Source organism: Streptomyces sp. CNZ287 (assembly GCF_007827615.1).
In genome coordinates, this window is record NZ_VISV01000002.1 from 352,352 (window position 1) to 373,955 (window position 21,604).

Genomic DNA, 21,604 nt, shown 5'->3' on the forward strand with positions numbered 1-21,604 from the left:
CGAAGGAGCCGTCATGTCGTATACCCCGACCCCCGAGGACAAGTTCAGCTTCGGTCTGTGGACCGTCGGCTGGCAGGGCCGCGATCCCTTCGGCGACGCGACCCGCGAGCCGCTCGACCCGGTGGAGAGCGTCCGCCGGCTGGCGGATCTCGGGGCGTACGGGGTCACGTTCCACGACGACGACCTGATCCCCTTCGGTGCCTCCGAGACGGAGCGCGAGTCGCACGTCAAGCGCTTCCGGCAGGCGCTCGACGCCACCGGGATGGCCGTCCCCGCGGCTACCACGAACCTCTTCACCCACCCCGTCTTCAAGGACGGGGCCTTCACCGCCAACGACCGCGACGTCCGCCGCTACGCGCTGCGCAAGACGATTCGCAACATCGACCTGGCGGTGGAGCTGGGAGCGAAGGTTTACGTCGCCTGGGGCGGTCGCGAGGGCGCCGAGTCTGGCGCGGCGAAGGACGTGCGGGTCGCGCTCGACCGGATGAAGGAGGCTTTCGACCTGCTCGGCGAGTACGTCACCGGGCAGGGCTACGACCTGAAGTTCGCCATCGAGCCGAAGCCCAACGAGCCGCGCGGCGACATCCTGCTGCCCACCGTCGGCCACGTGCTGGCCTTCATCGAGCGGCTGGAGCGCCCCGAGCTCTACGGCGTCAACCCCGAGGTCGGGCACGAGCAGATGGCCGGGCTCAACTTCCCGCACGGCATCGCCCAGGCCCTGTGGGCGGAGAAGCTGTTCCACATCGACCTCAACGGCCAGAACGGCATCAAGTACGACCAGGACCTGCGCTTCGGCGCCGGGGACGTGCGCGCCGCGTTCTGGCTGGTGGACCTGCTGGAGACGGCCGGCTACGCGGGTCCGAAGACCTTCGACTTCAAGCCGCCGCGCACCGAGGACAAGGAGGGCGTGTGGGCGTCGGCCGCGGGCTGCATGCGCAACTACCTCATCCTCAAGGAGCGCGCCGCGGCCTTCCGCGCCGACCCCGCGGTGCAGGAGGCGCTCCGCGCCTCGCGGCTGGACGAGCTGGCGCAGCCCACCGCGGACGACTCCGGCCTCGCCGGGCTGCTCGCGGACCGGGGCGCGTACGAGGACTTCGACCCGGAGGCGGCGGCGCGGCGCGGGATGGCCTTCGAACACCTGGACCAGCTCGCGATGGACCACCTCCTGGGCGTCTGACGTCGCAGGGATGGACCACATCCTGGGCGTCTGACGCCGCAGGGATGGACCACGTCCTGGGCGTCTGACGCCGCAGGACGGCGTACGGGCCGCGCCGCCGGGGAATGCCGGCGAGCGGCCCGTACGCCCCCGAATCCCGGTAAGTCACCGCACGTCCCCCGCACACCCGCCCCAGGGTAGGCCGCCCCTCCGGCAGAAGGCCGGGTGCACGCCCGCCGGCGGCAGACAGGCGGGCCCCGGCCCGGCGCCCATCGGCCGTCGGCCGGGCACGGGCCCTCACGCCGCCCGCAGGGCCGCCGCGGCTCTCTGACCGGCGGCGGAGTGTCGCAACCCTGTCACGAGCCCGGCGGAGCCATCCCTTCCGCCGCCACCGCGGGCGAAGCTGGGGCCATGAGTTACCCGCCGCCCGCAGACGCCCCGCCGCCGGACCACACACCCCCGCTCGGCAGCAGCACCCAGCACTGGCCCGCCCCGCCCCCGCCGCCCGACGGCGGCGGCAGGAAGCGGTGGCTCCCGGCGGCCGCGGTGGTCGTGGTGCTCGCCGGCGGCGTCGGTCTGACGTACGCGCTCGTCAGCGGCGGTGACGACGACGAGGGGACGTGCGCCTGCAAGCCGCCGCCCAGCGAGAGCCCGTCCGCCGGTCCCGACGACCCCAAGCTCCCCGAGGACATCCCGACCGAGCTGCTGCCCAGCGGCCTGGACCCCGAGGACCTGCCCAGCGGCCTGAACCCCGAGGACATCCCGACCGAGCTGCTGCCCAGCGGCCTCGACCTCGACGACCTGCCCAGCGGCCTGAGCCCCGAGGACATCCCCACGGAGCTGCTGCCGGAGGGCATCTCCTAGGACACAGGCCCCAGGCCGCCGCGGGGTCGCGCCGCCGGCCGCCGTAGGATCGATCACCATGACGACCCGGGCGGAGACCGTACGGCGAGCCGAGCGGCACGAGTTGACGTACGGCGGGCGCCGCCGGCGCTTCCTCCTGCTGCGGCCGGAGCCCGGCCCGCGTGACCGCCCCGCGCCGCTCGTCGTCGACCTGCACCCCAGCGGCCTCGGCCCGGCCGCCCAGCTCCGCGGCAGCGGCCTCGGCGAGCTGGCCGCGCGCGGATACGCCGTCGCAGCGCCCCAGGGAGCGCTGCCCTATCAGGGCGGCTGGGCCTGGTCCCTGCCCGGGGTGCCGCTGGCGGGGGAGGAGCGGATACGGGACGAGGCCGCCGGCGTCGACGACGTCGCCTTCCTCGCCGCGCTGCTCGACACCCTCGACTGCATGCTCCCGCTCGACCCCGCCCGCCGCCACCTCTCCGGTTTCTCCGGCGGCGCCCGGCTCGCGAGCCACGCCGCCGTCGCCTTCGGCGACCGCCTCGCGTCCGTCGCCTGCGTCGGGGGCGTACGCCGCCCGGGCGGCCCCGGCGACACCGCACCGCCGCTGCTCGCCGTCCACGGGCTGCGGGACGCCACCAACCCGTACCGCGGCGCGGCCGGCCCCCGCTGGGACGAGCCCGTGCCGGACGCCGTCGGCCGCTGGGCCGGGGCCGCGGGCTGCGCGGCCGAGCCGGTACGGGCCGAATCCGCGCCCGGCGTCACGGAGTTCCGCCACCGCGACGCCGCGGGCCGTGAGCCCGTACGCCTCGTCGCCGTCGCGTCCCTGGGCCACGCCTGGCCGGGCACGCCCGACCCGCTGCTCGGCGGGCACGCCGACGGCTCGGGCAGCGACGCGTACGACGCCTCGGCGGCCGTACGCGGCTTCTTCGACGAGTTCGGCGGCGTACGGGCCGCCTGAGCCCGTAGGCCCTACAGCTCCGCGACCTCCGCCGCCGCCGGGTCCAGCACCCGCGCCAGGAACGTCCGCGTCCGCCGGTGCTGCGGCTTGCCGATCACCTGCTCCGGCACGCCCTGCTCCACGATGGTGCCCTCGTCCATGAAGACCACCCGGTCCGCCACCTCCCGCGCGAAGCTCATCTCGTGCGTGACCACCAGCATCGTCATGCCCTCGTCCGCGAGGTGCCGCATCACCGCCAGCACGTCGCCGACCAGTTCGGGGTCGAGCGCGGAGGTCGGCTCATCGAAGAGCATCAGCTCCGGCTCCATCGACAGCGCCCGCGCGATCGCCACCCGCTGCTGCTGCCCGCCGGACAACTGCGCCGGGTACGATGCCTCCTTCTCGGTCAGCCCCACCCGCACCAGGTTGGCCCGCGCGACCTCCTGCGCCTCCGGCCGGCTGCGCCCGAGCACCCGCCGCTGCGCGATGGTGAGGTTGTCCAGCACCGTCAGATGCGGGAAGAGGTTGAACGACTGGAAGACCATGCCGATCCGGCGCCGCACCCGGTCGATGTCGACGTCCGGGTCGGTGACTTCGGCGCCGGCCACGGTGATCCGCCCCGCGCTCGGCTCCTCCAGCATGTTCACGCAGCGCAGCAGCGTCGACTTGCCGGAGCCCGAGGGCCCGATGACGCACACCACCTCGCCGCGCGCGACCGTCAGGTCGATGCCGCCGAGCACCTCCAGGTCGCCGAAGGACTTGTGCAGCCCCTCGACGCTGATGGCCGGCGCTCCCTGGGCGGCCGTGTCCCCCGTCTTGTCCTCCGTGGTCACCGCGCCTTCGCCGCCTTCGCCTCTAGCCGTCGGACGAGATGCCCGAGGGGGATGGTGATGATGAGGTAGCACAGCCCCGCGACGAGGATCGGCGTCAGGCTCAGATTGTCGTTGAGCGCGTCGCGGCCGAACTTCGTCAGCTCCTGCTCGTCCACGGTCAGCCCCAGCACGTAGACGAGCGAGGAGTCCTTGGTGAGCAGGATCAGCTCGTTCGTCAGCGGCGGCAGCACGATGCGGAACGCCTGCGGGATCACGATCGTGATCATCGCCCGCGTCTGCGACATGCCCAGCGACCTGGCCGCTTCCACCTGCCCCTTCGGCACGGCCTGGATGCCCGCGCGGATGGTCTCCGCCATGTACGCGGCGCCGACCAGGCCGAGCGCGAGCATCGTGGTGAGCAGCAGGTTGATGTTCACCTTGAAGGCCAGCGGCACGCCGTAGCCCAGGGCGATGAACACCAGCAGCGCGGGCACGCCGCGGAAGAGTTCGATGTACGCGGTCGCCAGCCACCGGTTCGGCGGTACGGACGACAGCTTCATCAGCGCCAGCAGCAGCCCGAGCCCCAGCCCGAAGACGAAGCCGAGCGCCGTGTACGTGACCGTGTTGACGAGCGCGGTCGTGATGACGTCGGGGAACTGGTTCTCCGCGACGTCGAGGTTGAAGAACGCGTCCTTGACCTCGCCCCAGTCGGCCAGCAGGCCGATCGCGACGGCCGCGGCGAGCAGCACCCCGTACTGCGCGCCGCGCGCCAGCCGCGCCCGCTGGCGCCGCGTCAGGGACCGGCTCCCCGCGGGCTTGTTGCCGGGATTGTCGGGCTCTTTCACTGGGGCGCCTCGCCGAACCACTTCTGGTAGATCTTGTCGTACGTGCCGTCGTCCTTCGCCTTCGCGAGAACGTCGTTGATCACCTTCAGCAGTTCCTTGTTGTCCTTGCCGACGCCGATGCCGTACTGCTCGCCGGTGTCGAACTCGGTGGAGACCTCGAAGTCCGGCCGGTCCTTCACCCAGTCGTAGAGGACGCCGTTGTCGTTGATCGCGGCCGGGATCTGGCCGCCCTCCAGCGCCTGCAACTGCAGCCCGAGGTCCTCGTAGTCCTTCACCTCGACGCCCTCGGCGTTCTCCTGCGCGTACATCTGGCCCGTGGTGTCCATCTGCACGCCGAGACGCTTGCCCTTCAGCGCCTCCAGCGAGTCGAGCCCCGAGCCCTTCTTCGTCGCGAGCGCCTGCGTGGCGTCGAAGTACGGGTCGGAGAAGGCGAACTTCTTCTTCCGCTCGTCCGTGATGGTCATCCCGGCCGCGGACAGGTCGCACTTGTTGGAGGCGAACACCGCGCCGGACTCGATGCCTTCGAAGGGCGTGTCGATGACTTCCTGCTTGACGTCCAGCTCTTTCGCGACGAGGTCGATCAGCTCGATGTCGAAGCCGACGATGTCGCCGCTCTTCTTGTCCTGGTACTCGAAGGGCTCGTACGGCAGGCCGGTGCAGTTGAGCAGCTTCCCGTTCTCGACGAGCGATACTTCACCGCTCTGCCCGGACTTCTCGGTGCTGCTGCACCCGGCGAGGAGCACGGCCGCCGCGCCGATGGCTATGAGCGGCAGCGGGGGGCGGTACGACACGATGCCTCCTGGGCAGGTCGGCGCAATAGATGTGCTGCTGGGACTGCGATCCTGCCACCGGTCTACGCGCGTGTCGCCGCCCCGGTCATTGCGAGCATGTAACGGAGCCGTTCACATGATCCGTAACGCTCCCTATGGGAGGGGTTGTGCCGGGGGCGGACCGGTGTAGCGGCCGCTCGGACGCATGCGCAGGGGGCGCTCGGCGTACTCCTCCAGCGCATGCGCGACCCATCCGGCCGTACGCGCCACCGCGAACACCGTCTCGCCCGCCTCCGCCGGCATACCGGCCGACACGGACAGCACGGCCAGCGCCAGATCGACGTTCGGCCGTACGGGCACGTCCCTCGCGGTGATCTCGGCGACCTCCCGGGCGGCGGCCAGCGCCGCGGCGGCCCGCGGGATCCCGTCCAGGAGCGCGAACAGTACTTCGGCGCGCGGGTCTTCGCCCGCGTACAGCCGGTGCCCCAGGCCCGGGACGCGCCGCCCGGCGCGCAGGTGGTCGGAGACCACGGCGGCGGCGCTGCCGCGCGCCAGCGCCTCGGCGAGCATGCGGTGCGCGAGGCCGCTCGCGGCGCCGTGCAGCGGGCCGTCGAGGGCGCCGAGCCCGGTGGTGACGACGGCGTACGGGTGCGCGCGGGCGGAGGCGGCGACGCGGGTGGCGAGGGTGGAGGCCGCCAGGTCGTGGTCGATGAGGAGGGTGAGCGCGGTGTCCAGGCAGCGTACGGAGCCGGCGTCGGGCGGCAGCGCCGTCAGCCGCGCCCACAGCCGGCGGGCCACGGGCGCGTCCGGGGCGTGCGCGGGGCCGGTCAGGGGGAGCGCGGTGGCCATGGTGGCGACCAGGCCGCGGGCGGTGGCGCGGACGGCGTCGTCCGCGAGGTCGAAGCGCAGCGGGTCGGCCGCCGCGGCCGCGACCACGGCGGCGCGCAGCCGGTCGACGGGGCCGGCGTGGGCGGGGAGCGCGGCGACGGCGGCCGTCGCGGCGGCCAGCAGCCCGGGCGGTGCGGTGAAGCGGACGCCGGGGGTGAGCCGGCCGGTCCACAGCCAGCCGGCGACCTCCTCGTAGCCGTACGCGGCGGCCAGGGCGGTGGCGTCGACGCCGCGGAAGAAGTAGCGGTCGCGCTCGATGAGCGTGATGCCCGTACGGACCGGGGTGCCGGCAGGCGTCTCGCCGTCCTCCCCGGTGGCGGGGGCGGTGGCCACGGCGGCGTGCGGGCGGCGGTGGCGGCGCGCCAGGGCGTCGACCTCGCGGGCGTCGAAGAGGCTGCCGCGGCCCCCGGGCGCCTTGCTGCTGCTCAGCAGGCCGCGGCTGACGTAGGCGTAGACGGTCTCGGGCTTCACGCCCAGCCGCTCGGCGGCCTCGCGCGTGGTCAGCGCGTCCCGCGTCTCCTCGGCCATCGTCTCCTCCCTTCTATGTTGATTCAATCAAGATTGACAGCCATTGAATCAAGGGTGGACAGTCGAATCAATAGAGGAGAGAGGAAGATCGGCATGGCCACAACCAGGGCCGACGCCCCGGCCCCCGCCCCGCGGGGGCTCAGCGGCGTCGTCGTCACCGAGACCCGGCTGGGCGACGTACGCGGACGCGAGGGCTTCTACCACTACCGCCAGTACTCCGCGGTGGACCTCGCCCGCGAGCGCACCTTCGAGGACGTCTGGCACCTGATGTTCGAGGGCGAGCTGCCGGACGCCGCGCAGCGTGCCGCGTTCACCGCGCGCACCGCCGCGCTGCGCCACCTGCCGCCGGACCTGCGCGACGCGCTGCCGGGCATCGCCCGCTCCAGTGTGCTCGCGGGCCCGCTCGCCGGGCTGCGCACCGCGCTCTCCCAGGCGGGCGCGGCGGCGGACTTCCGGCCGCTGTACGACCTGACGCCGGCCCAGCGCCGCGAGAACGCGCTCGCCGCGTGCGCGAGGGTGCCCACGCTGCTGACCGCGCTGCACCGCATCGGGCAGGGGCAGGAACCCGTCGAGCCGCGCGACGACCTGCCGTACGCGGCCAACTACCTGTACATGCTCACCGGCGAGGAACCGGACCCCGCCCGCGCGCGGGCGATCGAGGCGTACCTGATCTCCACCGTCGACCACGGCTTCAACGCCTCGACCTTCACCGCCCGTACGATCGCGTCCACCGGCGCGGACCTGGCGGCGTGCCTCGTCGGCGCGATCGGCGCCCTCTCCGGGCCGCTGCACGGCGGCGCGCCGAGCCGTGCGCTGGACGCGCTCGACGCCATCGGCACGCCGGACCGCATCGACCCGTGGATCCGCGAACGGGTGCTGGCGGGCGAGCGGATCATGGGCTTCGGGCACGCGGTCTACCGCACGGAGGACCCGCGCTCGCGGCTGCTGCGGGGGTTCGCGGAGTCGTTCGGCGGGCCGCTGGTGGAGTTCGCGGTCGAGGTCGAGCGGCGGGTGGTGGAGATACTCGCGGAGCTGAAGCCGGGGCGGGAACTGCACACGAACGTGGAGTTCTACGCGGGCGTGGTCATGGAGCAGTGCGGGCTGCCGCGGGACATGTTCACGCCGACGTTCGCGGCGGCGCGGGTGGTGGGCTGGAGCGCGAACGTCCTGGAGCAGGCGGAGGACCCCAAGATCATCCGCCCGGCGGCCCGTTACGTGGGGCCCCCGCCGCCGCAGCCGGTCCCGCGGGCGGCCTGAGCGCCGAGCGCGCCCGCGCCGCCGCGGCCCCGCCGCGGATGGCGGCCGACGGGGGCGCCCCCGGGGCGGTCAGCCGGAGAGGAAGTCCCGCACCTCCGCCAGCAGCCGGTCGCGGCCGAAGCCGGGCCGCTCCAGGTGGAGGTAGTGGGAGGCGCCGGGCAGCGTACGCACCCGGGCCTCCGCGGCGCGGGTGAGGTGGCGGCCGAGCAGTTCGGCGTCCTCGGGCCGGGACCAGAAGTCGTCCTCGCCGCGGAGCACGAGGGTCCGGGCGCGGATGAGGCCGGCGTCGTAGAACTGCCGCCCCTGCGCGAGGTAGAAGGCGTCGACGAGCGGCCCGGTCGGGTTGCGGAAGGCCGGAGGGGCGGGCTGGCCGCCGGGTGCTGTTGCGGTCCCGGCCGGGGGACCGTGGCGCAGGGCGGGCTCGCGGTACGCGGCGCGCACCGCCGGGTCGCGGCGCGCGTCGGGGTCCCGGCCGGCGGGCAGCCCGGCGTCCCAGCGGGCGGTGAGCGAATCGGGGCGTGGTCCGCCTGTGGCGAGGTCCGCCTGCGGCGTCAGGCGTCTTCCAGGACCATGGCCAGGGCTGCCGCCGGGTCCGGGGCCGGAGGGCCCGCCGGGGTCCAGGTGGTGCCCTCCTTGCGGTACGGCCACCAGCGGCCGTCGGGGCCGTAGCGGAGCTGGGCGCCGCGGCCCACCGCCGTCCAGCGGGTGCCCGTGGCGCGGAGGCGGGGGCGGGTGTCCGGGGCCCAGGCGGCGGCCAACTGGTCCGTGGCGCGGGCCAGGGCCGCCGGGTCCGGGGTCCATTCGTCCTCCAGCACCGCGAGGCCCGCGGCACCGCCGTGGCGCCAGGCCCGTACCGCACGCTCCATGCCGCCCCGGTCCCGCCCGCTGCCCCGCGCCAGCCGGACGGCGATCCGCGCCGCCGCGCCGCCCGCGTCGGCGTCCGAACCGTCTCCCGGGCCCGCGGACTTCGCCGTCGCCGCCATCCGTACCGCGTCCTGCGACTCCGTCAGCTCCGGCGGCAGCGGCGCCCCCGCGTGGTCCGGCGCCAGGGCGTCGGCCAGCAGCCGGCGGGCCCGTACCGCCGTGTCCGCGACCAGGAACTCCAGCGCCGCCACGTCCAGTCCCGCCGCCGGCTCCGCGCCGCCGGTGAGCACCGGGGGCGTCCCCGCCTCCGCGACCGGCCCCACGGCGGGCGGCAAGGGGCGCGGAGGCGCCGCGTACGCCTCGTCCGCCCGTACCCCCGCGGCCACCGCCGGGACCGCGGACCCCGCGGACCCCGCCTCCTGCTCCGCCCGCGCCGCGCTCCGCTCCTGGAGGTCCGCCAGCAGCCGCGCCTCGCCCCGCCCCCGCATCAGCAGCAGCACGAACGGGTCCGCGTCCAGCAGCCGCGCCACCAGGTAGCTGAGTGCCGCCGTGTGCTCGCAGTGGTCCCACTCCCCGCAGCCGCACTCCGGCTGCAGGTCGCCGATCCCCGGCAGGAGCGACACCCCGGCCGCCGCCGCGTCCTCGTCCAGCTCCGGCGGCATGTCCCGGTCCAGCAGCGCCGCGATGTGTCCCGCGCGGTCGGCGATCGTGTCCAGCAGCCGCTCCCAGTCGGCGTCGTCGAGCTGCTGCACCAGCACATCGGTGCGGTACGGCGTACGGTCCTCGCCCAGCACCCGCGCCGTGAGCCGCCCCGGCCGCACCGCGACCGCGCCCACCGCGCCCGCGCGCGCGTGCTTGCGCCCGCGGCGCAGCAGCGTGCCGTCCAGCACCGTGTCCTCCAGCGCCTTCTGCCAGGCCCGCCCCCACCACGTGTGGGCGAACCCGCGCCCCCGGCTCGGCGGCAGCGCCTCGAAGGTCAGCTCCTCCCGCTCCGTCATCACTCGCCCCCTCGCGGCCCGGCCAGCCGGACCAGCTCCGCCAGTTGCCCGTCGGACAGTTCGGTGATCGCCGCCTCGCCGGCGCCGCCGAGTACGGCGTCCGCGAGGCCCTGCTTGTGCTGCAGCATCTGCGCGATGCGGTCCTCGATCGTGCCCTCGGCGACCAGCCGGTGCACCTGCACGGGCTGCGTCTGCCCGATGCGGTACGCGCGGTCGGTGGCCTGCGCCTCGACGGCGGGGTTCCACCAGCGGTCGTAGTGCACGACGTGTCCCGCGCGGGTGAGGTTGAGGCCCGTGCCGGCGGCCTTCAGCGAGAGCAGGAAGACCGGCACTTCGCCGTCCTGGAAGCGCCGTACCAGCTCCTCGCGTTCGGGCACCGGTGTGCCGCCGTGCAGCAGTTGGGCGGGGACGCCGCGGGCCGCGAGATGGGTCCCGAGCAGCCGGGCCATCTGCACGTACTGGGTGAAGACCAGCGCGCTGCCGCCCTCGGCGAGGATCACGTCCAGCAACTCGTCGAGGAGTTCGAGCTTCCCCGAGCGGCCGGGGATGCGCGGGGCCTCCTCCTTCAGATACTGCGCGGGGTGGTTGCAGATCTGCTTCAGCGCCGTCATCAGCTTCAGGATCAGCCCGCGTCTGGTCATCGCGTCCGCCTCGGTGATCGCCGCGAGCGTCTCGCGCACCACCGCCTCGTACAGGCCGGCCTGCTCCACCGTCAGCGCCACCGCCAGGTCGGTCTCGGTCTTGCGCGGCAGCTCCGGCGCGATGCCCGGGTCGGACTTGCGGCGGCGGAGCAGGAAGGGGCGGACGAGCCGGGCGAGCCGCTCGGCGGTGTCGCCGTCTCCTTCGCTCCCGCCCGACCGACCCGCGCCCGATTCCGCGGCGTCCGCGTAGCGCGTACGGAACCTCCGCAGCGGGCCCAGCAGTCCGGGCGTCGTCCAGTCGAGGATCGCCCACAGCTCGGAGAGGTTGTTCTCCACCGGCGTGCCGGTCAGCGCGACCCGCGCCCGGGAGGGGATGGTGCGCAGCGCCTTCGCGGTCGCGGAGAAGGGGTTCTTGACGTGCTGCGCCTCATCGGCGACGACGAGCGACCAGCCCGCCTCCGCCAGCCGCCCGGCGTCGAGCCGCATCGTCCCGTACGTCGTCAGCACGAACTCGCCGTCCGCCAGCGCCTCCAGCGACCGCCCGCCGCCGTGGAAGCGGCGCACGGGGGTGCCGGGCGCGAAGCGCTCGATCTCGCGCTGCCAGTTGCCGAGCAGCGACGCCGGGCAGACCACCAGCGTCGGGCCCGCGGTCTCCTCCCGTTCCTGCCGGTCGAGGTGGAGGGAGATGAGCGTGATGGTCTTGCCCAGGCCCATGTCGTCGGCGAGGCACCCGCCGAGGCCGAGCGAGGTCATGCGGCGCAGCCAGCCGAGCCCGCGCAACTGGTAGTCGCGCAGCGTCGCGGCGAGGGCGGCGGGCGGGGCGGTCGGCTCGCTCTGCTCCTCGGGGTCCGCGATGCGCTTGCGCAGCGTGTCGAGCCAGCCGCTCGCGGCGACCTCGACCCGCCCGCCGGGCACGGCCGGGTCGTCGATCTCCCCGGTGAGCGCCGCGCCGAGGGCGTCGACGGGCGTCAGGTCGGCGTCCTTGCGGTCCAGTGCGCGGCGTACGGACTCGGGGTCGACGAGCACCCAGTGGTCGCGCAGCCGCACCACCGGGCGGGCCGCCTCGGCGAGCCGGTCCAGCTCGGCGCGGGTCAGCTCCACGTCACCGACCGCGTAGCGCCAGCCGAAGGCGACGAGGGCGTCGGCGGTGAGGTAGGACGGGCCGGGGTGGCGGCCGTCCGGGTCGTCGGCGGGGCCGACGACGGCGCGGGCGGTGAGGTGCCGGGTCAGGTGACGGGGCCAGTGGATCTCCACGCCGGCGGCGGCCAGGTCGCGGGCGCCGGGGCCGAGGAGGGCGGCGAGGTCGTCGTCGCCGAGGTCGACGGCGTCGGGCACGGCGGCCGAGAGCAGCGGGGTGAGCGCGTCCCAGGCGCGGGCGGCGCGGCGCAGGGTGAGCAGGGCCTGCATGCGGGCACCGGGGCCGAAGTGGGCCGCGGTGCCGGCCCACACGTCGGCGGCGTCGGCGAGGAGGGTGGGATCGGAGGTGCCGTGGAGCTGGACGACGGCCCGGAAGGCGGGGCGGTCGCCGGTGGTGTCCATGTCGACGCGGAGCGAGACCCGTACCCCGGCGTCGTGCCCGGCTGCGACGTCGTCGGCCCAGGCGCGCTGCTCGGGGACGTGCCGCGGCTCGGGCGCGGCGAAGGCCCGGCCGCCGGCCGCCAGGACGGCGGCGGGGGAGCGGGGGAGGCCGTCGGCGACGGCGTCGAGGAAGGCGCGGACCAGGTGCTCGGGGCCGGGGAGGAGCACGGGGTCCGTGTCCGGGGCGCCGTCCCGCGGCTGCGGTGCCGCGTGCGCCTCCGGCGGCATCGCCGCCGCCAGCTCCCGCAGGTCCCGTACGTCGTCCTCGCCCAGCGGGCCGCAGCGCCAGGCGTCGTACGCGCCCATGCTCAGCCCCGGCAGCAGCTTGCCGCGGGCGGCGAGGCGCAGCGCCAGCAGCGCGGCGGTGCCCCAGAAGACGGCGGCCGGGTGCACGCCGTCCGCGCCGGCGGCGTGCGCCGCCCGGGCGCGGGTGAGCACGGGCACCGCGTCCGCGGCGGGCAGCAGCAGCGCCGGCACCTCGCGGGTGCCGCCGCCCGGTCCTGCGACGGTCAGCGCGGTGCGGGTGCCGCGGGGGTGGTCGGGCGGGCCTGCGGCGGGGTCGGGCCCCTGGCCGGAGGCCCGGTCGTCGTCCGGGAGCCAGAAGGCCATCCGGCCGGTGCGGGCGGGGTCGGCGGGGAGGAAAAGGGCGGCGCAGCGGGAGAGCGGGGGAAGGGCGGTCACGTACGGACGCACTCCTCAAGTTTGACTACCGGGCGGTCGAGAGTACCCCAGGCCCCGCGGCCCCGGACGGCGCCGCGGAGTGATCAACTTCACTTTTCCGCGTGCGGTGCCGCGGGGGGTGTATCTGGCACTACCTTGTGCCGGGTGGATTGCACCCGGGCGTTCCGGGTGCTGACGTCATCGCGCCGAGCTGTCGGTTTCCGTAGCGTCGAGGTCCTCGCACCGAGAGACCGGAGGCGCCATGCCGCAGGCCACTGTCACGTCGGCCCCCAAGGGGGCGGCAACCGTCAGGAGTTCGGAGTTCACGCCGCTGTTGCGGGAAGTGAAGGCCGCCGGACTGCTGCGCAGGCGGCGCGGATGGTACGGGTGCAGCATCGCGGTCACGCTGCTGTCGCTCGCCGCCACCGGCGTCGGCATCCACCTCCTCGGCAACACCTGGTGGACCCTCTTCCTCGCGGTGCCGGCCGCGGTGTTCAGCACCCGTACCGCCTTCATCGGCCACGACTCCGGCCACGCGCAGATAGCCGGCACCCGCAAGGCCAACCGCGCGCTCGGGCTCTTCCACGGCAACCTGCTGATCGGCATGAGCTACCACTGGTGGACGGACAAGCACAACCGCCACCACGCCAATCCCAACCACATCGACAAGGACCCCGACGTCGGCGTCGGCGCGCTGGTATGGACCCAGCGCCAGGCCGCGCAGCGCGAGGGCTTCGCCCGCTGGCTCACCCGCCACCAGGCCGCCCTGTTCTTCCCGATGCTGCTCCTCGAGGGCATCGCGCTGAAGGTGTCGAGCTGGCAGGACCTGCGCCGGCAGGGCAAGGGCGAGCGCCGCCTCGAAGCCCTGCTCCTCGGCCTCCACGTGCTCGGCTACGCGACCCTGCTGCTGACCGCCATGTCGCCCGGCAAGGCCGTGGTCTTCGCGCTCGTGCAGCACGCGGTCTTCGGTCTGCACCTGGGGATGTGCTTCGCGCCCAACCACAAGGGCATGGAGATGCCCGAGACCGGCGACGACGACTGGGGCCACCTGCGCCGCCAGGTGCTCACCTCCCGCAACGTGCGCGGCGGGGCCGTCACCGACTGGCTCATGGGCGGCCTGAACTACCAGATCGAGCACCACCTCTTCCCCAACATGCCCCGCCCCCACCTGCGCCGCGTCCAGCCGCTGGTACGGGCGCACTGCGCAGCGCTCGGGCTGCCGTACGCGCAGACCAGCGCGGTCGAGTCGTACCGGCTGGCGCTGGAGCACATGCACGAGGTCGGCGAGCCGCTGCGCGCCCCCGACGTCCCGTAGGGGGCGCACGCTCTGCCCCCCTGCTGCACCCGGGGCGGGACCGCCTCCCGCCCCGTCATGGCGCACCTCCCGTCCGTAACGGGGAACCCGTCCCGTAATGGGTCCCTCATCCACATGTATGACGCCCTCCGGCCCCGGTCATGGGATAAAGGAACCGGGGGAGCGGCGCGGCCGTTCCCCAGTCGAGGGCGGTATGCCGCCGCTGTAGGAGGCAGGAAGATGACGAATCGAGGGAAGGTCGCGGCCGGCGGGGTGGCGGTCGGCTTGCTGCTGTGGTGGTTGACCTCGTTCTGGATCGCCGTGCTGGTGATCGTCGGTGTGCCGGTGGCCGCCTATCTGGCGCTCGACCCCGGGCAGCGCCGCAGGCTCAAGAGGGTGACACGCAAGGAGCTCGGCCGCTGACCGTGCGCCCTCCCGCGGAGGCACACGGCCGATGAGGCATATGCCGTAAGAAATGTGCCAGGGATGTGCCTCTTCGGGCGTTGCCCTGGTCGATCGAGGCAATGACTCTGTCAAATTCAGTCAGGTTTGGCATGCGCCCCGGTCGTGCGCCCCCAACCGGACTAGCGTCCCTGAGACATGGGACACCTCGACCACGCAGCCTACGGGTGGCTGACACCCGTTCTCTCGTACGCGATGGCGTGCATCGGCGCCGCGCTCGGGCTGCGCTGCACCGTCCAGGCGCTGGCGGCCCCCACCGCCCGCTCCCGGCGCAACTGGCTGCTCACCGCCGCGTCCGCCACCGGGACCGGCATATGGACGATGCACTTCATCGCCATGCTGGGCTTCACCGTCAGCGGCACCGAGATCCGCTACGACATCCAGCGGACGGTCCTCAGCCTCGTGGTCGCCATGGCCGTCGCCGGCGCCGGCGTCTTCGCCCTCGGCCACCTCCGGGCCCGCGGCCCGGCCCTGCTGGTCGCCGGGCTCGCCACCGGGCTCGGCGTGGCCGCCATGCACTACCTCGGGATGTCCGCCGTCCGCCTGCACGGCTCGATCGCCTACGACCTCCCGGCCGTGGTGCTCTCCGTCCTCATCGCCGTCGCCACGGCCACCGCCGCGCTGTGGGCCGCGCTCACCATCCGCTCTCCGCTTGCCGTGACCCTCGCCTCCCTCGTCATGGGGGCGGCCGTGACGAGCATGCACTACACCGGGATGGCCGCCGTGTCCGTGTCCGTGATGCCCTCGCCCGAAGCCCTGGCCGGGGCGACCGCCACCCAGTTCGTCTTTCCCCTGACCGTGGGTCTCGGCTCGTACCTCTTCCTCACCTCGGCGTTCGTCGCGCTCACCCCGACCGCCGCGGAGCGTGCCGCCACCGTCTCCGCCCAGCGCCTGACCCGAGCGCCCGGCGCCGTCTAGCCGGCCGCGCCGCGCCCGCACACCGGCGGACGGACCCCGCGGGGCAGGCCCCGCCAACCGATATGAGGTGGACATGCGAACCCCGGACAGCACCCCGCCGAGCGGCCCGTCCGGTACGCCGTCCGCACCTCCGGCCGAGCTGCCCGCCGGGCACGGGGCGGGCGGGACGGCGCCACCTGTGCCCGCGCCGGTGCGCGGCCGGCGGGCGCACGCGGGACCGCCCGCCGACGAGTCCGGGCCGCCGCCGGGGCCGAGCGCCTGGGAGCGGGCGTACCTGCCCGGCGGACCGGGCGCGGCGGGCGGCGGGGAACCGGCGGGCTCCGGCGGTGTGGACGCGGGGGGTGCACAGAAGGCGCCGGCGTCCGGGCACCGCGGACGGCTCCGGCGGTTCGGGCCCCGTACCGTACGCGCGCGCGTCATCTGCCTGCTGACCGTGCCGGTCGTCTCCCTGATAGCGCTCTGGGGCTACGCCACCGTAGGCACCGCACAGGACGTCTCCCGCTTGCGCCGGATCGAGCAGGTCGAGACCGAGGTGCGGCAGCCCCTTGCCGCCGCCGTCGCCGCGCTCCAGGACGAACGGCGCGCCGCCGCAAGCCACCTCGCCGGCCCCGGCGGTGACCGCCGCCGCGCCTACGGTGCGGCCGCCGTCCGCACCGACCGGGCCGTCGACCGGTTGCGGCTCGACGGCAGCCACACCGTCGCGGAGGGCGCCGACCTGCCCCGGGACGTCACCCGGCGGCTCGACGGCTTCGTCACGGGCACGGAGTCGCTGGGCCGGCTGCGTACCCGGGTGGAGGCCCGTACGACCGACTGGTCGCGGACGTACGAGGAGTACACCGCGGCCGTCGACCGCGCCTTCGGCGTCTCCGGCGCACTCACCGGTATCCGGGGCCCCGAGGGGGCGTCCGAGGCCCGGGTGCTGCACGAGTTCGACCGGGCCGGCGAGATGCTCGCCCGCGAAGACGCGCTCCTGGCCGCCGGGCAGGTGCGCGGGTCGCTCAGCGCCGCGCACCACCGCGCCTTCGCCGACGCCGCCTCCGCCCGCGCCGCCCTGGAGGAGGGCTCGGCCGACGACCTCGGCGGCGGTGAGGCGGAGGTGTGGCGGCAGGCCCGCGAGAGCGAGGCGTATCGCACCCTCGGCGAGCTGGAGGACGCCGTGGCCGCCGCGGACTCCGGCACCGCCGCCGTCGAGGCCGCCCCCGCGCGCGACTGGGAGGGCCCGTACGCGGACGTGGCCGGCGCCGTCCGCGCCGTCGGACGGGAGCACGCCGCGGAGGCCGACCGCACCGACCCCTTCACCGACGGCATGCTCACCCCCTCCGGCGCCGCGGCGGTCCTGGGCCTCGCCGCCGTGGCCGCGGCTCTCCTCATCTCCGTACGGATAGGCCGCGGGCTGATCGTCGAACTCGTCGGCCTGCGCAACTCGGCCCTCGAACTCGCCCGCCGCAAGCTGCCGCACGCGATGCACCGGCTGCGCGCCGGACAGGAGATCGACATCGCCGGCGAGGCCCCCGGGGGCGACCCGGGCGACGACGAGATCGCCCAGGTCGGCGAGGCGCTGACCACCGTGCACCGGGCGGCGCTGCGCGCCGCCGTCGAGCGGGCCGAGCTGGCGAGCGGCATCTCCGGGGTGTTCGTCAACCTCGCCCGCCGCAGCCAGGTGCTCGTCCACCGCCAACTCGCGCTGCTGGACAGCATGGAGCGGCGCGCCGAGGACCCCGAGGAACTGGACGACCTCTTCCGGCTCGACCACCTCACGACCCGCATGCGGCGGCACGCCGAGAGCCTGATCATCCTCTCCGGCGCGGCCCCGGGCCGCGCGTGGCGGATGCCGGTGCCGCTGCAGAGCGTGGTGCGGGCCGCGGTCTCGGAGGTGGAGGACTACGCGCGCGTGGAGGTGCGGGCGCTGTCGGACGTGGCCGTGGTGGGCGCGGCGGTGGCCGACCTGACGCACCTGCTGGCCGAGCTGGTGGAGAACGCCGCGCAGTTCTCGCCGCCGCACACCAAGGTGCGGGTGTACGGCGAGCAGGTCGGCAAGGGCTACGCGATCGAGGTCGAGGACCGTGGCCTGGGCATGGGCAAGGAGGCGCTGGCCGCGGCGAACCGGCGGATCCGGGAGTCGGAGGCGCTGGACCTGTTCGACAGCGACCGGCTGGGGCTCTTCGTGGTGAGCCGGCTGGCGGCGCGGCACGGGATCCAGGTCAGCCTGCGGGAGTCGGCGTACGGGGGGACGACGGTGGTGGTGCTGCTGCCGACAGCGGTGCTGGAGGCGGCGGTCGAGGGAGCGGTGGATCCGGGGGCGGGGGTGCGGGGCGCCGCGGCGCGGCCGTTCCCGGGAGGGCTGGTGCCCGGGGGGCCCGGTGGATCCGGCGGTCCGGGGGTGGCGGGCCCGGCGGGTGGTGCGAGGGTTCCGGGGCTGCCCGGGGTGCCGGTGCGGAACGGGGCGGACGGGGGCGGCTCCGGCACGCACGGGGCGGAGAACGGCCTGCCGGAGCGGCGGGCCGGGCGGGCGCTGCCGGGGCCGTGGCGCACGGGGCCCGGGGCCGGAGGCCCGGCCGTCGGGCCGGTGGGGGAGCGGCCGGTGCTGGCGCCGCGGGAGGACGTGGTGCTGCTGCGGGCCCGGCTCGGCGTGGACACGGCGGGTGGGACGGCGGAGGGCGGGGACGGCGCGGGGGTGGCGGTGGAGGACGGGGGGCCCTTCGGCGGATCGGGGACGTACGCGGGGCGGGCCGGGCAGGAGGCGGCCGCCGTCCAGGCCCCCGGGGACGTCACGGAGCTGCCCAGGCGCGTACGGCAGGCCAGCATGGCGCCGCAGTTGCGGCTGGAGCGCGGCTCCGGCGACGGCGGCACGCACACCGGGGACGCCGGGGACGTCGCCGAGGACGTCACGGACACCGGCGCCGGGGCCGCCGGAGCGCGCGGGGAGCCCGGCGCCGCGGGTCGCCCCGCACCGCGGGAGCGCACGCCGGAAGAGGCGCGCGCCCGTATGGCCGCCTACCGCAGCGGCTGGTTACGCGGCGGCGGCCTGCCCGTCGGCCGCACGTACGGCGGTGGACCGGGCGCCGGGCGCCCGGAGCCGGACGAGACCGCGCACACGTCGACGGAAGGGGAAAGCCCATGATCGAGCCGGGCACGGTGCACACGCAGAGATCCGGGGGACTCGACTGGCTGCTGGACGACCTCGTCAGGCGCGTCGCCGACGTGCGCCACGCCGTGGTGCTCTCCGGCGACGGCCTCGCGGTCGGCAACTCCAGAACGCTCTCCCGCGAGGACGCCGAGCACCTGGCGGCGGTCGCGTCCGGCTTCCACAGTCTCGCCAAGGGCGCCGGGCGGCACTTCCGCGCGGGCGGCGTACGGCAGACGATGGTCGAGATGGACGACGGCTTCCTCTTCGTGGCCGCGGCCGGGGACGGCTCCTGTCTTGCCGTATTCAGCGCCGCGACGGCGGACATGGGCCTCGTCGCGTACGAAATGGCCCGCCTGGTCGCACGGGTGGGCGAACATCTATACACCGCCCCGCGAACGGCCGCAGCGAAGCCGCGGAATCCGGGCTGAGCACGGCGGTGACACGTTATGACTGAAGATATGAGTGGCACCCCTCCGCACCACGGCAGTCACTGGTACGACGCCGAGGCCGGTCCGCTGGTCCGCCCGTACGCGATGACCGGCGGCCGGACCCGGCCGGTGACGACCACCGTGCGGTTCGACCTCATCGCGCTCATCGACCTGGAGGAAGAGGCGCTGGAGGCCGCGGGGAAGGAGGCCGGGACGTTCGGGCCCGAACACCGGGCGCTCATCGACCTCTGCCGGATCGAGACCCAGTCCGTCGCCGAACTGGCGGCGGAGACCGATCTGCCGGTGGGGGTCGTGCGGGTGCTCCTCGGCGATCTGGTCGAACTCGGCTGCGTACGGGTGAGCAGGCCCGTGCCGCCGGCGCAGCTTCCCGACGAGATGATCCTGAGAGAAGTGATCGATGGACTCCGCGCCCTCTGACCGCAGGGTCGACGACGCGCTGGCGCTGAAGATCCTCATCGCCGGCGGTTTCGGGGTGGGCAAGACCACCCTGGTCGGTTCCGTCAGCGAGATCCGTCCGCTGCGCACCGAGGAGCAGTTGAGCGAGGTCGGCACCGCCGTCGACGACACCGGCGGCGTGGACGAGAAGACCACGACGACGGTGGCGATGGACTTCGGCAGGATCACCATCCGCGCCGGACTCGCGGTCTATCTGTTCGGCACGCCGGGGCAGGACCGCTTCTGGTTCCTCTGGGACGAGCTGGCCACCGGCGCGCTGGGCGCGGTGGTGCTGGCGGACACCCGCAGGCTGCAGGACTGCTTCCCGGCGGTGGACTACTTCGAGCACCGCAGCATCCCGTTCATCGTCGCGGTGAACTGCTTTCCCGGGTCGCGCGGTTTCGGCGCCCACGAGGTCGCCCGTGCCCTCGACCTCGACCAGGGCACTCCCGTCGTGCTGTGCGACGCGCGCGACCGCGACTCGGGGAAGGAGGTGCTGATCAGGCTGGTCGAGTACGCCGGGCGGGTGCACACCGCCCGGCTGCTCGACACGGTCGGCACGGAGCCGGTGGGGTGAGCGGGCCCGGGGTGCCGCGGGTCACTCGGCCACGCGGGCTTCGGAGACCACCTTGTCGATGGTGACGCGGACGAGGAGTTCGCCGGCGACGGCGTTGCGCGCGCCGTAGGTCTCGGCCAGTTCCCTGTCGACGTAGCGGGCGGCGATGACCGTGGCCCAGCGGCGCATCTCGTCCAGGTCGTCGCTGAGCCTCGCGCGGCCGGAGAGCACGGCGAACGAGTACGGATAGCGCTCGTCGTCGACGCAGAGGGTGGCGCGGCCGTCGCGCGCGAGGTTGCGGCCCTTGACGCTGCCGGCGCCGGTGTTGAAGACGAAGTCGTCGCCGTCGAGCACGAACCAGATCGGGGCCACGTGGGGGCTGCCGTCGGCGCGGACGGTGGCCAGCTTGCCGGTGCGGGTGCCTGCGGAGACGAAGGTGCGCCACTCTTCGCCGGTCATCTTCTCGCCCATGCGAGCAGGTTATCCACAGGGGGAGGCGGGGCGGGGAGCGACGCGCTAGGCTCGTCACTGAGAGTAATCGAGGCGGCGCTTTTCGAGCAACGACGGGGGAGATGGCCATGGTGGTAAGGACCGGGGCGGGCGCGGGTGCGCGGACGGCCGGCGCGGCGGGCGAGCGGGCGGAGCTGCTGACGTTCGGCCGGGCGGCGGCGGAGCTGGGGCTGCTGCCGCGCGAGTTGGAGCTGGCGGTGCAGCTCGGGCTGGTGCCGACGGAGCCGCCGCAGCGGGCCGGCGGGCGGCGCCGGGTGGCCCGGGCCGAGGTAGCGCGGCTGCGCGCGGAGGACGGCACCGGGGGCGCCGGCGGTGCCGGGGCGGCGGCTGCGCTGCGTGAGCGTCTGCGGCTGGTGGGGACGGTCGCAGGGGCGGAGGAGCTGGGCATCTCGTCCGTCCGCTTCACGCGGCTGGCCCGGGCGGGGTGCTTCGCGCCCGCGCGGTTCTATGTGAACCGGTACCGGGTCGTGGTCTGGCTGTATCTCGCGACGGAGGTGGAGCGGTTCGGGGAGCGGGAGCCGGGGCTGCTGCGCGGACCGCTGCCGCCGGCGATGCGGGCGGAGCTGGCTGAGGGCGCGGACGCCCGGGCCCGCGGCTGGCGCCAGCGGCGGGTGGAGCAGTTGCTGTCGGAGCGGGTGGATCCGTGGGAGCGGGCGGGCGCGTACGCGGCGGTGCTGAGCGACGCGGAGCTGGCGGAGGAGGTGCCCGACACCGGGGAGCGGGCGCGCGTCGTGGAGCACCGGGCGGAGCTGGTCGCCCCGGCGCGCGGCGGTAGCGAGACGGCCCGCAGGGCGGCGGAGGACGTGCTGCTGGCGGAGACCGACGCGGAGGCCCTGGGCTACCGGCTGGGACTGGCGGTGGAGCTCCAGGCCGCGCGCGTCGACTACGCCACCCCGGGCCCGTCCCTCCCTCCGGAAGCGTCCCCGGCGCCGCTCCCCGCCCCGCTCGCGGCTCCGCCGCCGCCCCCCGGCGGCGCCCCGCCCGCGCGCCCGGCGGGAGGCACCCGCCCACGCCGCGGCAGCCTCAACTGGCTGCGCCGGGGCCGCCGGCGCCGCACGGGCCTGCCGCGCTGACGGCAG

20 protein-coding genes are annotated in these 21,604 nt (G+C 75.0%); 12 read left to right on the plus strand and 8 right to left on the minus strand.

All coding sequences use genetic code 11. The features are described 5' to 3' along the window. Positions 1 to 13 precede the first annotated feature (13 nt). The 3 genes from xylA to FB457_RS05750 all read left to right on the plus strand — a co-directional run bounded on the left by xylA (position 14) and on the right by FB457_RS05750 (position 2,954). Positions 14 to 1,177, plus strand: coding sequence for a xylose isomerase (xylA, locus tag FB457_RS05740; protein ID WP_047014583.1), 1,164 nt, complete (start codon positions 14 to 16; stop codon positions 1,175 to 1,177). 390 nt (positions 1,178 to 1,567) lie between these two features. Beyond that, positions 1,568 to 2,020: a hypothetical protein gene (locus FB457_RS05745; protein ID WP_486588931.1), complete on the plus strand. Its 453-nt coding sequence runs from the start codon at positions 1,568 to 1,570 to the stop codon at positions 2,018 to 2,020. Between the two features lie 58 nt (positions 2,021 to 2,078). Further along, complete coding sequence (locus tag FB457_RS05750; RefSeq protein ID WP_145781039.1) at positions 2,079 to 2,954, plus strand: alpha/beta hydrolase family protein; 876 nt, start codon at positions 2,079 to 2,081, stop codon at positions 2,952 to 2,954. Between the two features lie 11 nt (positions 2,955 to 2,965). Here the strand turns inward: FB457_RS05750 and FB457_RS05755 are convergent, their stop codons facing one another. The 4 genes from FB457_RS05755 to FB457_RS05770 form a co-directional block, all read right to left on the minus strand. Continuing rightward, on the minus strand, positions 2,966 to 3,766 hold the full coding sequence (locus FB457_RS05755; protein WP_145781041.1) for an amino acid ABC transporter ATP-binding protein: 801 nt from the start codon (positions 3,764 to 3,766) through the stop codon (positions 2,966 to 2,968). After that, a complete protein-coding gene (locus tag FB457_RS05760; RefSeq protein WP_145781044.1) occupies positions 3,763 to 4,590 on the minus strand; it encodes an amino acid ABC transporter permease in 828 nt (275 codons plus the stop codon). Before FB457_RS05760 ends, FB457_RS05755 begins: the two co-directional genes overlap by 4 nt. Further along, positions 4,587 to 5,381 carry a basic amino acid ABC transporter substrate-binding protein gene (locus FB457_RS05765; RefSeq protein ID WP_047014580.1) on the minus strand — a complete coding sequence of 265 codons (795 nt, stop codon included), beginning with the start codon at positions 5,379 to 5,381 and terminating at the stop codon, positions 4,587 to 4,589. The genes FB457_RS05760 and FB457_RS05765 overlap by 4 nt, the downstream gene beginning before the upstream one ends. Before the next feature lie 132 nt (positions 5,382 to 5,513). After that, on the minus strand, positions 5,514 to 6,776 hold the full coding sequence (locus FB457_RS05770; protein ID WP_047014579.1) for a citrate synthase: 1,263 nt from the start codon (positions 6,774 to 6,776) through the stop codon (positions 5,514 to 5,516). 93 nt (positions 6,777 to 6,869) lie between these two features. Here FB457_RS05770 and FB457_RS05775 point away from each other — a divergent pair, with 93 nt between their 5' ends. Then, positions 6,870 to 8,033 (plus strand): citrate synthase/methylcitrate synthase, encoded by a 1,164-nt coding sequence (locus tag FB457_RS05775; protein ID WP_047014578.1) that lies wholly within the window; start codon positions 6,870 to 6,872, stop codon positions 8,031 to 8,033. A gap of 69 nt (positions 8,034 to 8,102) precedes the next feature. Here FB457_RS05775 and FB457_RS35115 read toward each other — a convergent pair whose 3' ends face one another. The 3 genes from FB457_RS35115 to FB457_RS05790 all read right to left on the minus strand — a co-directional run bounded on the left by FB457_RS35115 (position 8,103) and on the right by FB457_RS05790 (position 12,795). After that, complete coding sequence (locus FB457_RS35115; RefSeq protein WP_052770210.1) at positions 8,103 to 8,474, minus strand: alpha/beta fold hydrolase; 372 nt, start codon at positions 8,472 to 8,474, stop codon at positions 8,103 to 8,105. A 110-nt stretch (positions 8,475 to 8,584) separates the two neighbouring features. Next, the gene (locus FB457_RS05785; protein WP_145781047.1) at positions 8,585 to 9,898 is read right to left on the minus strand and encodes an SWF or SNF family helicase; all 1,314 of its coding nucleotides are present in this window, start codon (positions 9,896 to 9,898) and stop codon (positions 8,585 to 8,587) included. After that, positions 9,895 to 12,795, minus strand: a complete 2,901-nt coding sequence (locus FB457_RS05790; protein ID WP_145781049.1) for a DEAD/DEAH box helicase — start codon at positions 12,793 to 12,795, stop codon at positions 9,895 to 9,897. Before FB457_RS05790 ends, FB457_RS05785 begins: the two co-directional genes overlap by 4 nt. A gap of 241 nt (positions 12,796 to 13,036) precedes the next feature. Here FB457_RS05790 and FB457_RS05795 point away from each other — a divergent pair, with 241 nt between their 5' ends. The 7 genes from FB457_RS05795 to FB457_RS05830 all read left to right on the plus strand — a co-directional run bounded on the left by FB457_RS05795 (position 13,037) and on the right by FB457_RS05830 (position 20,036). Continuing rightward, on the plus strand, positions 13,037 to 14,089 hold the full coding sequence (locus tag FB457_RS05795; RefSeq protein ID WP_047014575.1) for a fatty acid desaturase family protein: 1,053 nt from the start codon (positions 13,037 to 13,039) through the stop codon (positions 14,087 to 14,089). Between the two features lie 219 nt (positions 14,090 to 14,308). Beyond that, a complete protein-coding gene (locus FB457_RS05800; protein WP_026276228.1) occupies positions 14,309 to 14,491 on the plus strand; it encodes a hypothetical protein in 183 nt (60 codons plus the stop codon). A 177-nt stretch (positions 14,492 to 14,668) separates the two neighbouring features. Continuing rightward, positions 14,669 to 15,448: an MHYT domain-containing protein gene (locus FB457_RS05805; protein WP_047014574.1), complete on the plus strand. Its 780-nt coding sequence runs from the start codon at positions 14,669 to 14,671 to the stop codon at positions 15,446 to 15,448. A gap of 73 nt (positions 15,449 to 15,521) precedes the next feature. Beyond that, a complete protein-coding gene (locus FB457_RS05815; RefSeq protein ID WP_486588932.1) occupies positions 15,522 to 18,569 on the plus strand; it encodes a sensor histidine kinase in 3,048 nt (1,015 codons plus the stop codon). After that, positions 18,566 to 19,003 (plus strand): roadblock/LC7 domain-containing protein, encoded by a 438-nt coding sequence (locus tag FB457_RS05820; protein WP_047014573.1) that lies wholly within the window; start codon positions 18,566 to 18,568, stop codon positions 19,001 to 19,003. The genes FB457_RS05815 and FB457_RS05820 overlap by 4 nt, the downstream gene beginning before the upstream one ends. A gap of 18 nt (positions 19,004 to 19,021) precedes the next feature. Then, positions 19,022 to 19,441, plus strand: coding sequence for a DUF742 domain-containing protein (locus FB457_RS05825; RefSeq protein WP_047014572.1), 420 nt, complete (start codon positions 19,022 to 19,024; stop codon positions 19,439 to 19,441). Beyond that, a complete protein-coding gene (locus FB457_RS05830) occupies positions 19,422 to 20,036 on the plus strand; it encodes a GTP-binding protein (RefSeq protein WP_047014571.1) in 615 nt (204 codons plus the stop codon). Before FB457_RS05825 ends, FB457_RS05830 begins: the two co-directional genes overlap by 20 nt. A gap of 21 nt (positions 20,037 to 20,057) precedes the next feature. Here the strand turns inward: FB457_RS05830 and FB457_RS05835 are convergent, their stop codons facing one another. After that, positions 20,058 to 20,486 (minus strand): PPOX class F420-dependent oxidoreductase, encoded by a 429-nt coding sequence (locus tag FB457_RS05835; protein ID WP_047014570.1) that lies wholly within the window; start codon positions 20,484 to 20,486, stop codon positions 20,058 to 20,060. Positions 20,487 to 20,593: 107 nt separating this feature from the next. Here FB457_RS05835 and FB457_RS05840 point away from each other — a divergent pair, with 107 nt between their 5' ends. After that, positions 20,594 to 21,598: a DUF6397 family protein gene (locus FB457_RS05840; protein ID WP_047014569.1), complete on the plus strand. Its 1,005-nt coding sequence runs from the start codon at positions 20,594 to 20,596 to the stop codon at positions 21,596 to 21,598. Positions 21,599 to 21,604: the final 6 nt, after the last annotated feature.

Bases quoted from the DNA above. Each gene is read 5' to 3' on its own strand.
- xylA (WP_047014583.1), top strand. From the start codon at position 14: ATGTCGTATACCCCGACCCCCGAGGACAAGTTCAGCTTCGGTCTGTGG.
- FB457_RS05745 (WP_486588931.1), top strand. From the start codon at position 1,568: ATGAGTTACCCGCCGCCCGCAGACGCCCCGCCGCCGGACCACACACCC.
- FB457_RS05750 (WP_145781039.1), top strand. From the start codon at position 2,079: ATGACGACCCGGGCGGAGACCGTACGGCGAGCCGAGCGGCACGAGTTG.
- FB457_RS05770 (WP_047014579.1), bottom strand. From the start codon at position 6,776: ATGGCCGAGGAGACGCGGGACGCGCTGACCACGCGCGAGGCCGCCGAG.
- FB457_RS05775 (WP_047014578.1), top strand. From the start codon at position 6,870: ATGGCCACAACCAGGGCCGACGCCCCGGCCCCCGCCCCGCGGGGGCTC.
- FB457_RS05795 (WP_047014575.1), top strand. From the start codon at position 13,037: ATGCCGCAGGCCACTGTCACGTCGGCCCCCAAGGGGGCGGCAACCGTC.
- FB457_RS05800 (WP_026276228.1), top strand. From the start codon at position 14,309: ATGACGAATCGAGGGAAGGTCGCGGCCGGCGGGGTGGCGGTCGGCTTG.
- FB457_RS05805 (WP_047014574.1), top strand. From the start codon at position 14,669: ATGGGACACCTCGACCACGCAGCCTACGGGTGGCTGACACCCGTTCTC.
- FB457_RS05815 (WP_486588932.1), top strand. From the start codon at position 15,522: ATGCGAACCCCGGACAGCACCCCGCCGAGCGGCCCGTCCGGTACGCCG.
- FB457_RS05820 (WP_047014573.1), top strand. From the start codon at position 18,566: ATGATCGAGCCGGGCACGGTGCACACGCAGAGATCCGGGGGACTCGAC.
- FB457_RS05825 (WP_047014572.1), top strand. From the start codon at position 19,022: ATGACTGAAGATATGAGTGGCACCCCTCCGCACCACGGCAGTCACTGG.
- FB457_RS05830 (WP_047014571.1), top strand. From the start codon at position 19,422: ATGGACTCCGCGCCCTCTGACCGCAGGGTCGACGACGCGCTGGCGCTG.
- FB457_RS05835 (WP_047014570.1), bottom strand. From the start codon at position 20,486: ATGGGCGAGAAGATGACCGGCGAAGAGTGGCGCACCTTCGTCTCCGCA.
- FB457_RS05840 (WP_047014569.1), top strand. From the start codon at position 20,594: ATGGTGGTAAGGACCGGGGCGGGCGCGGGTGCGCGGACGGCCGGCGCG.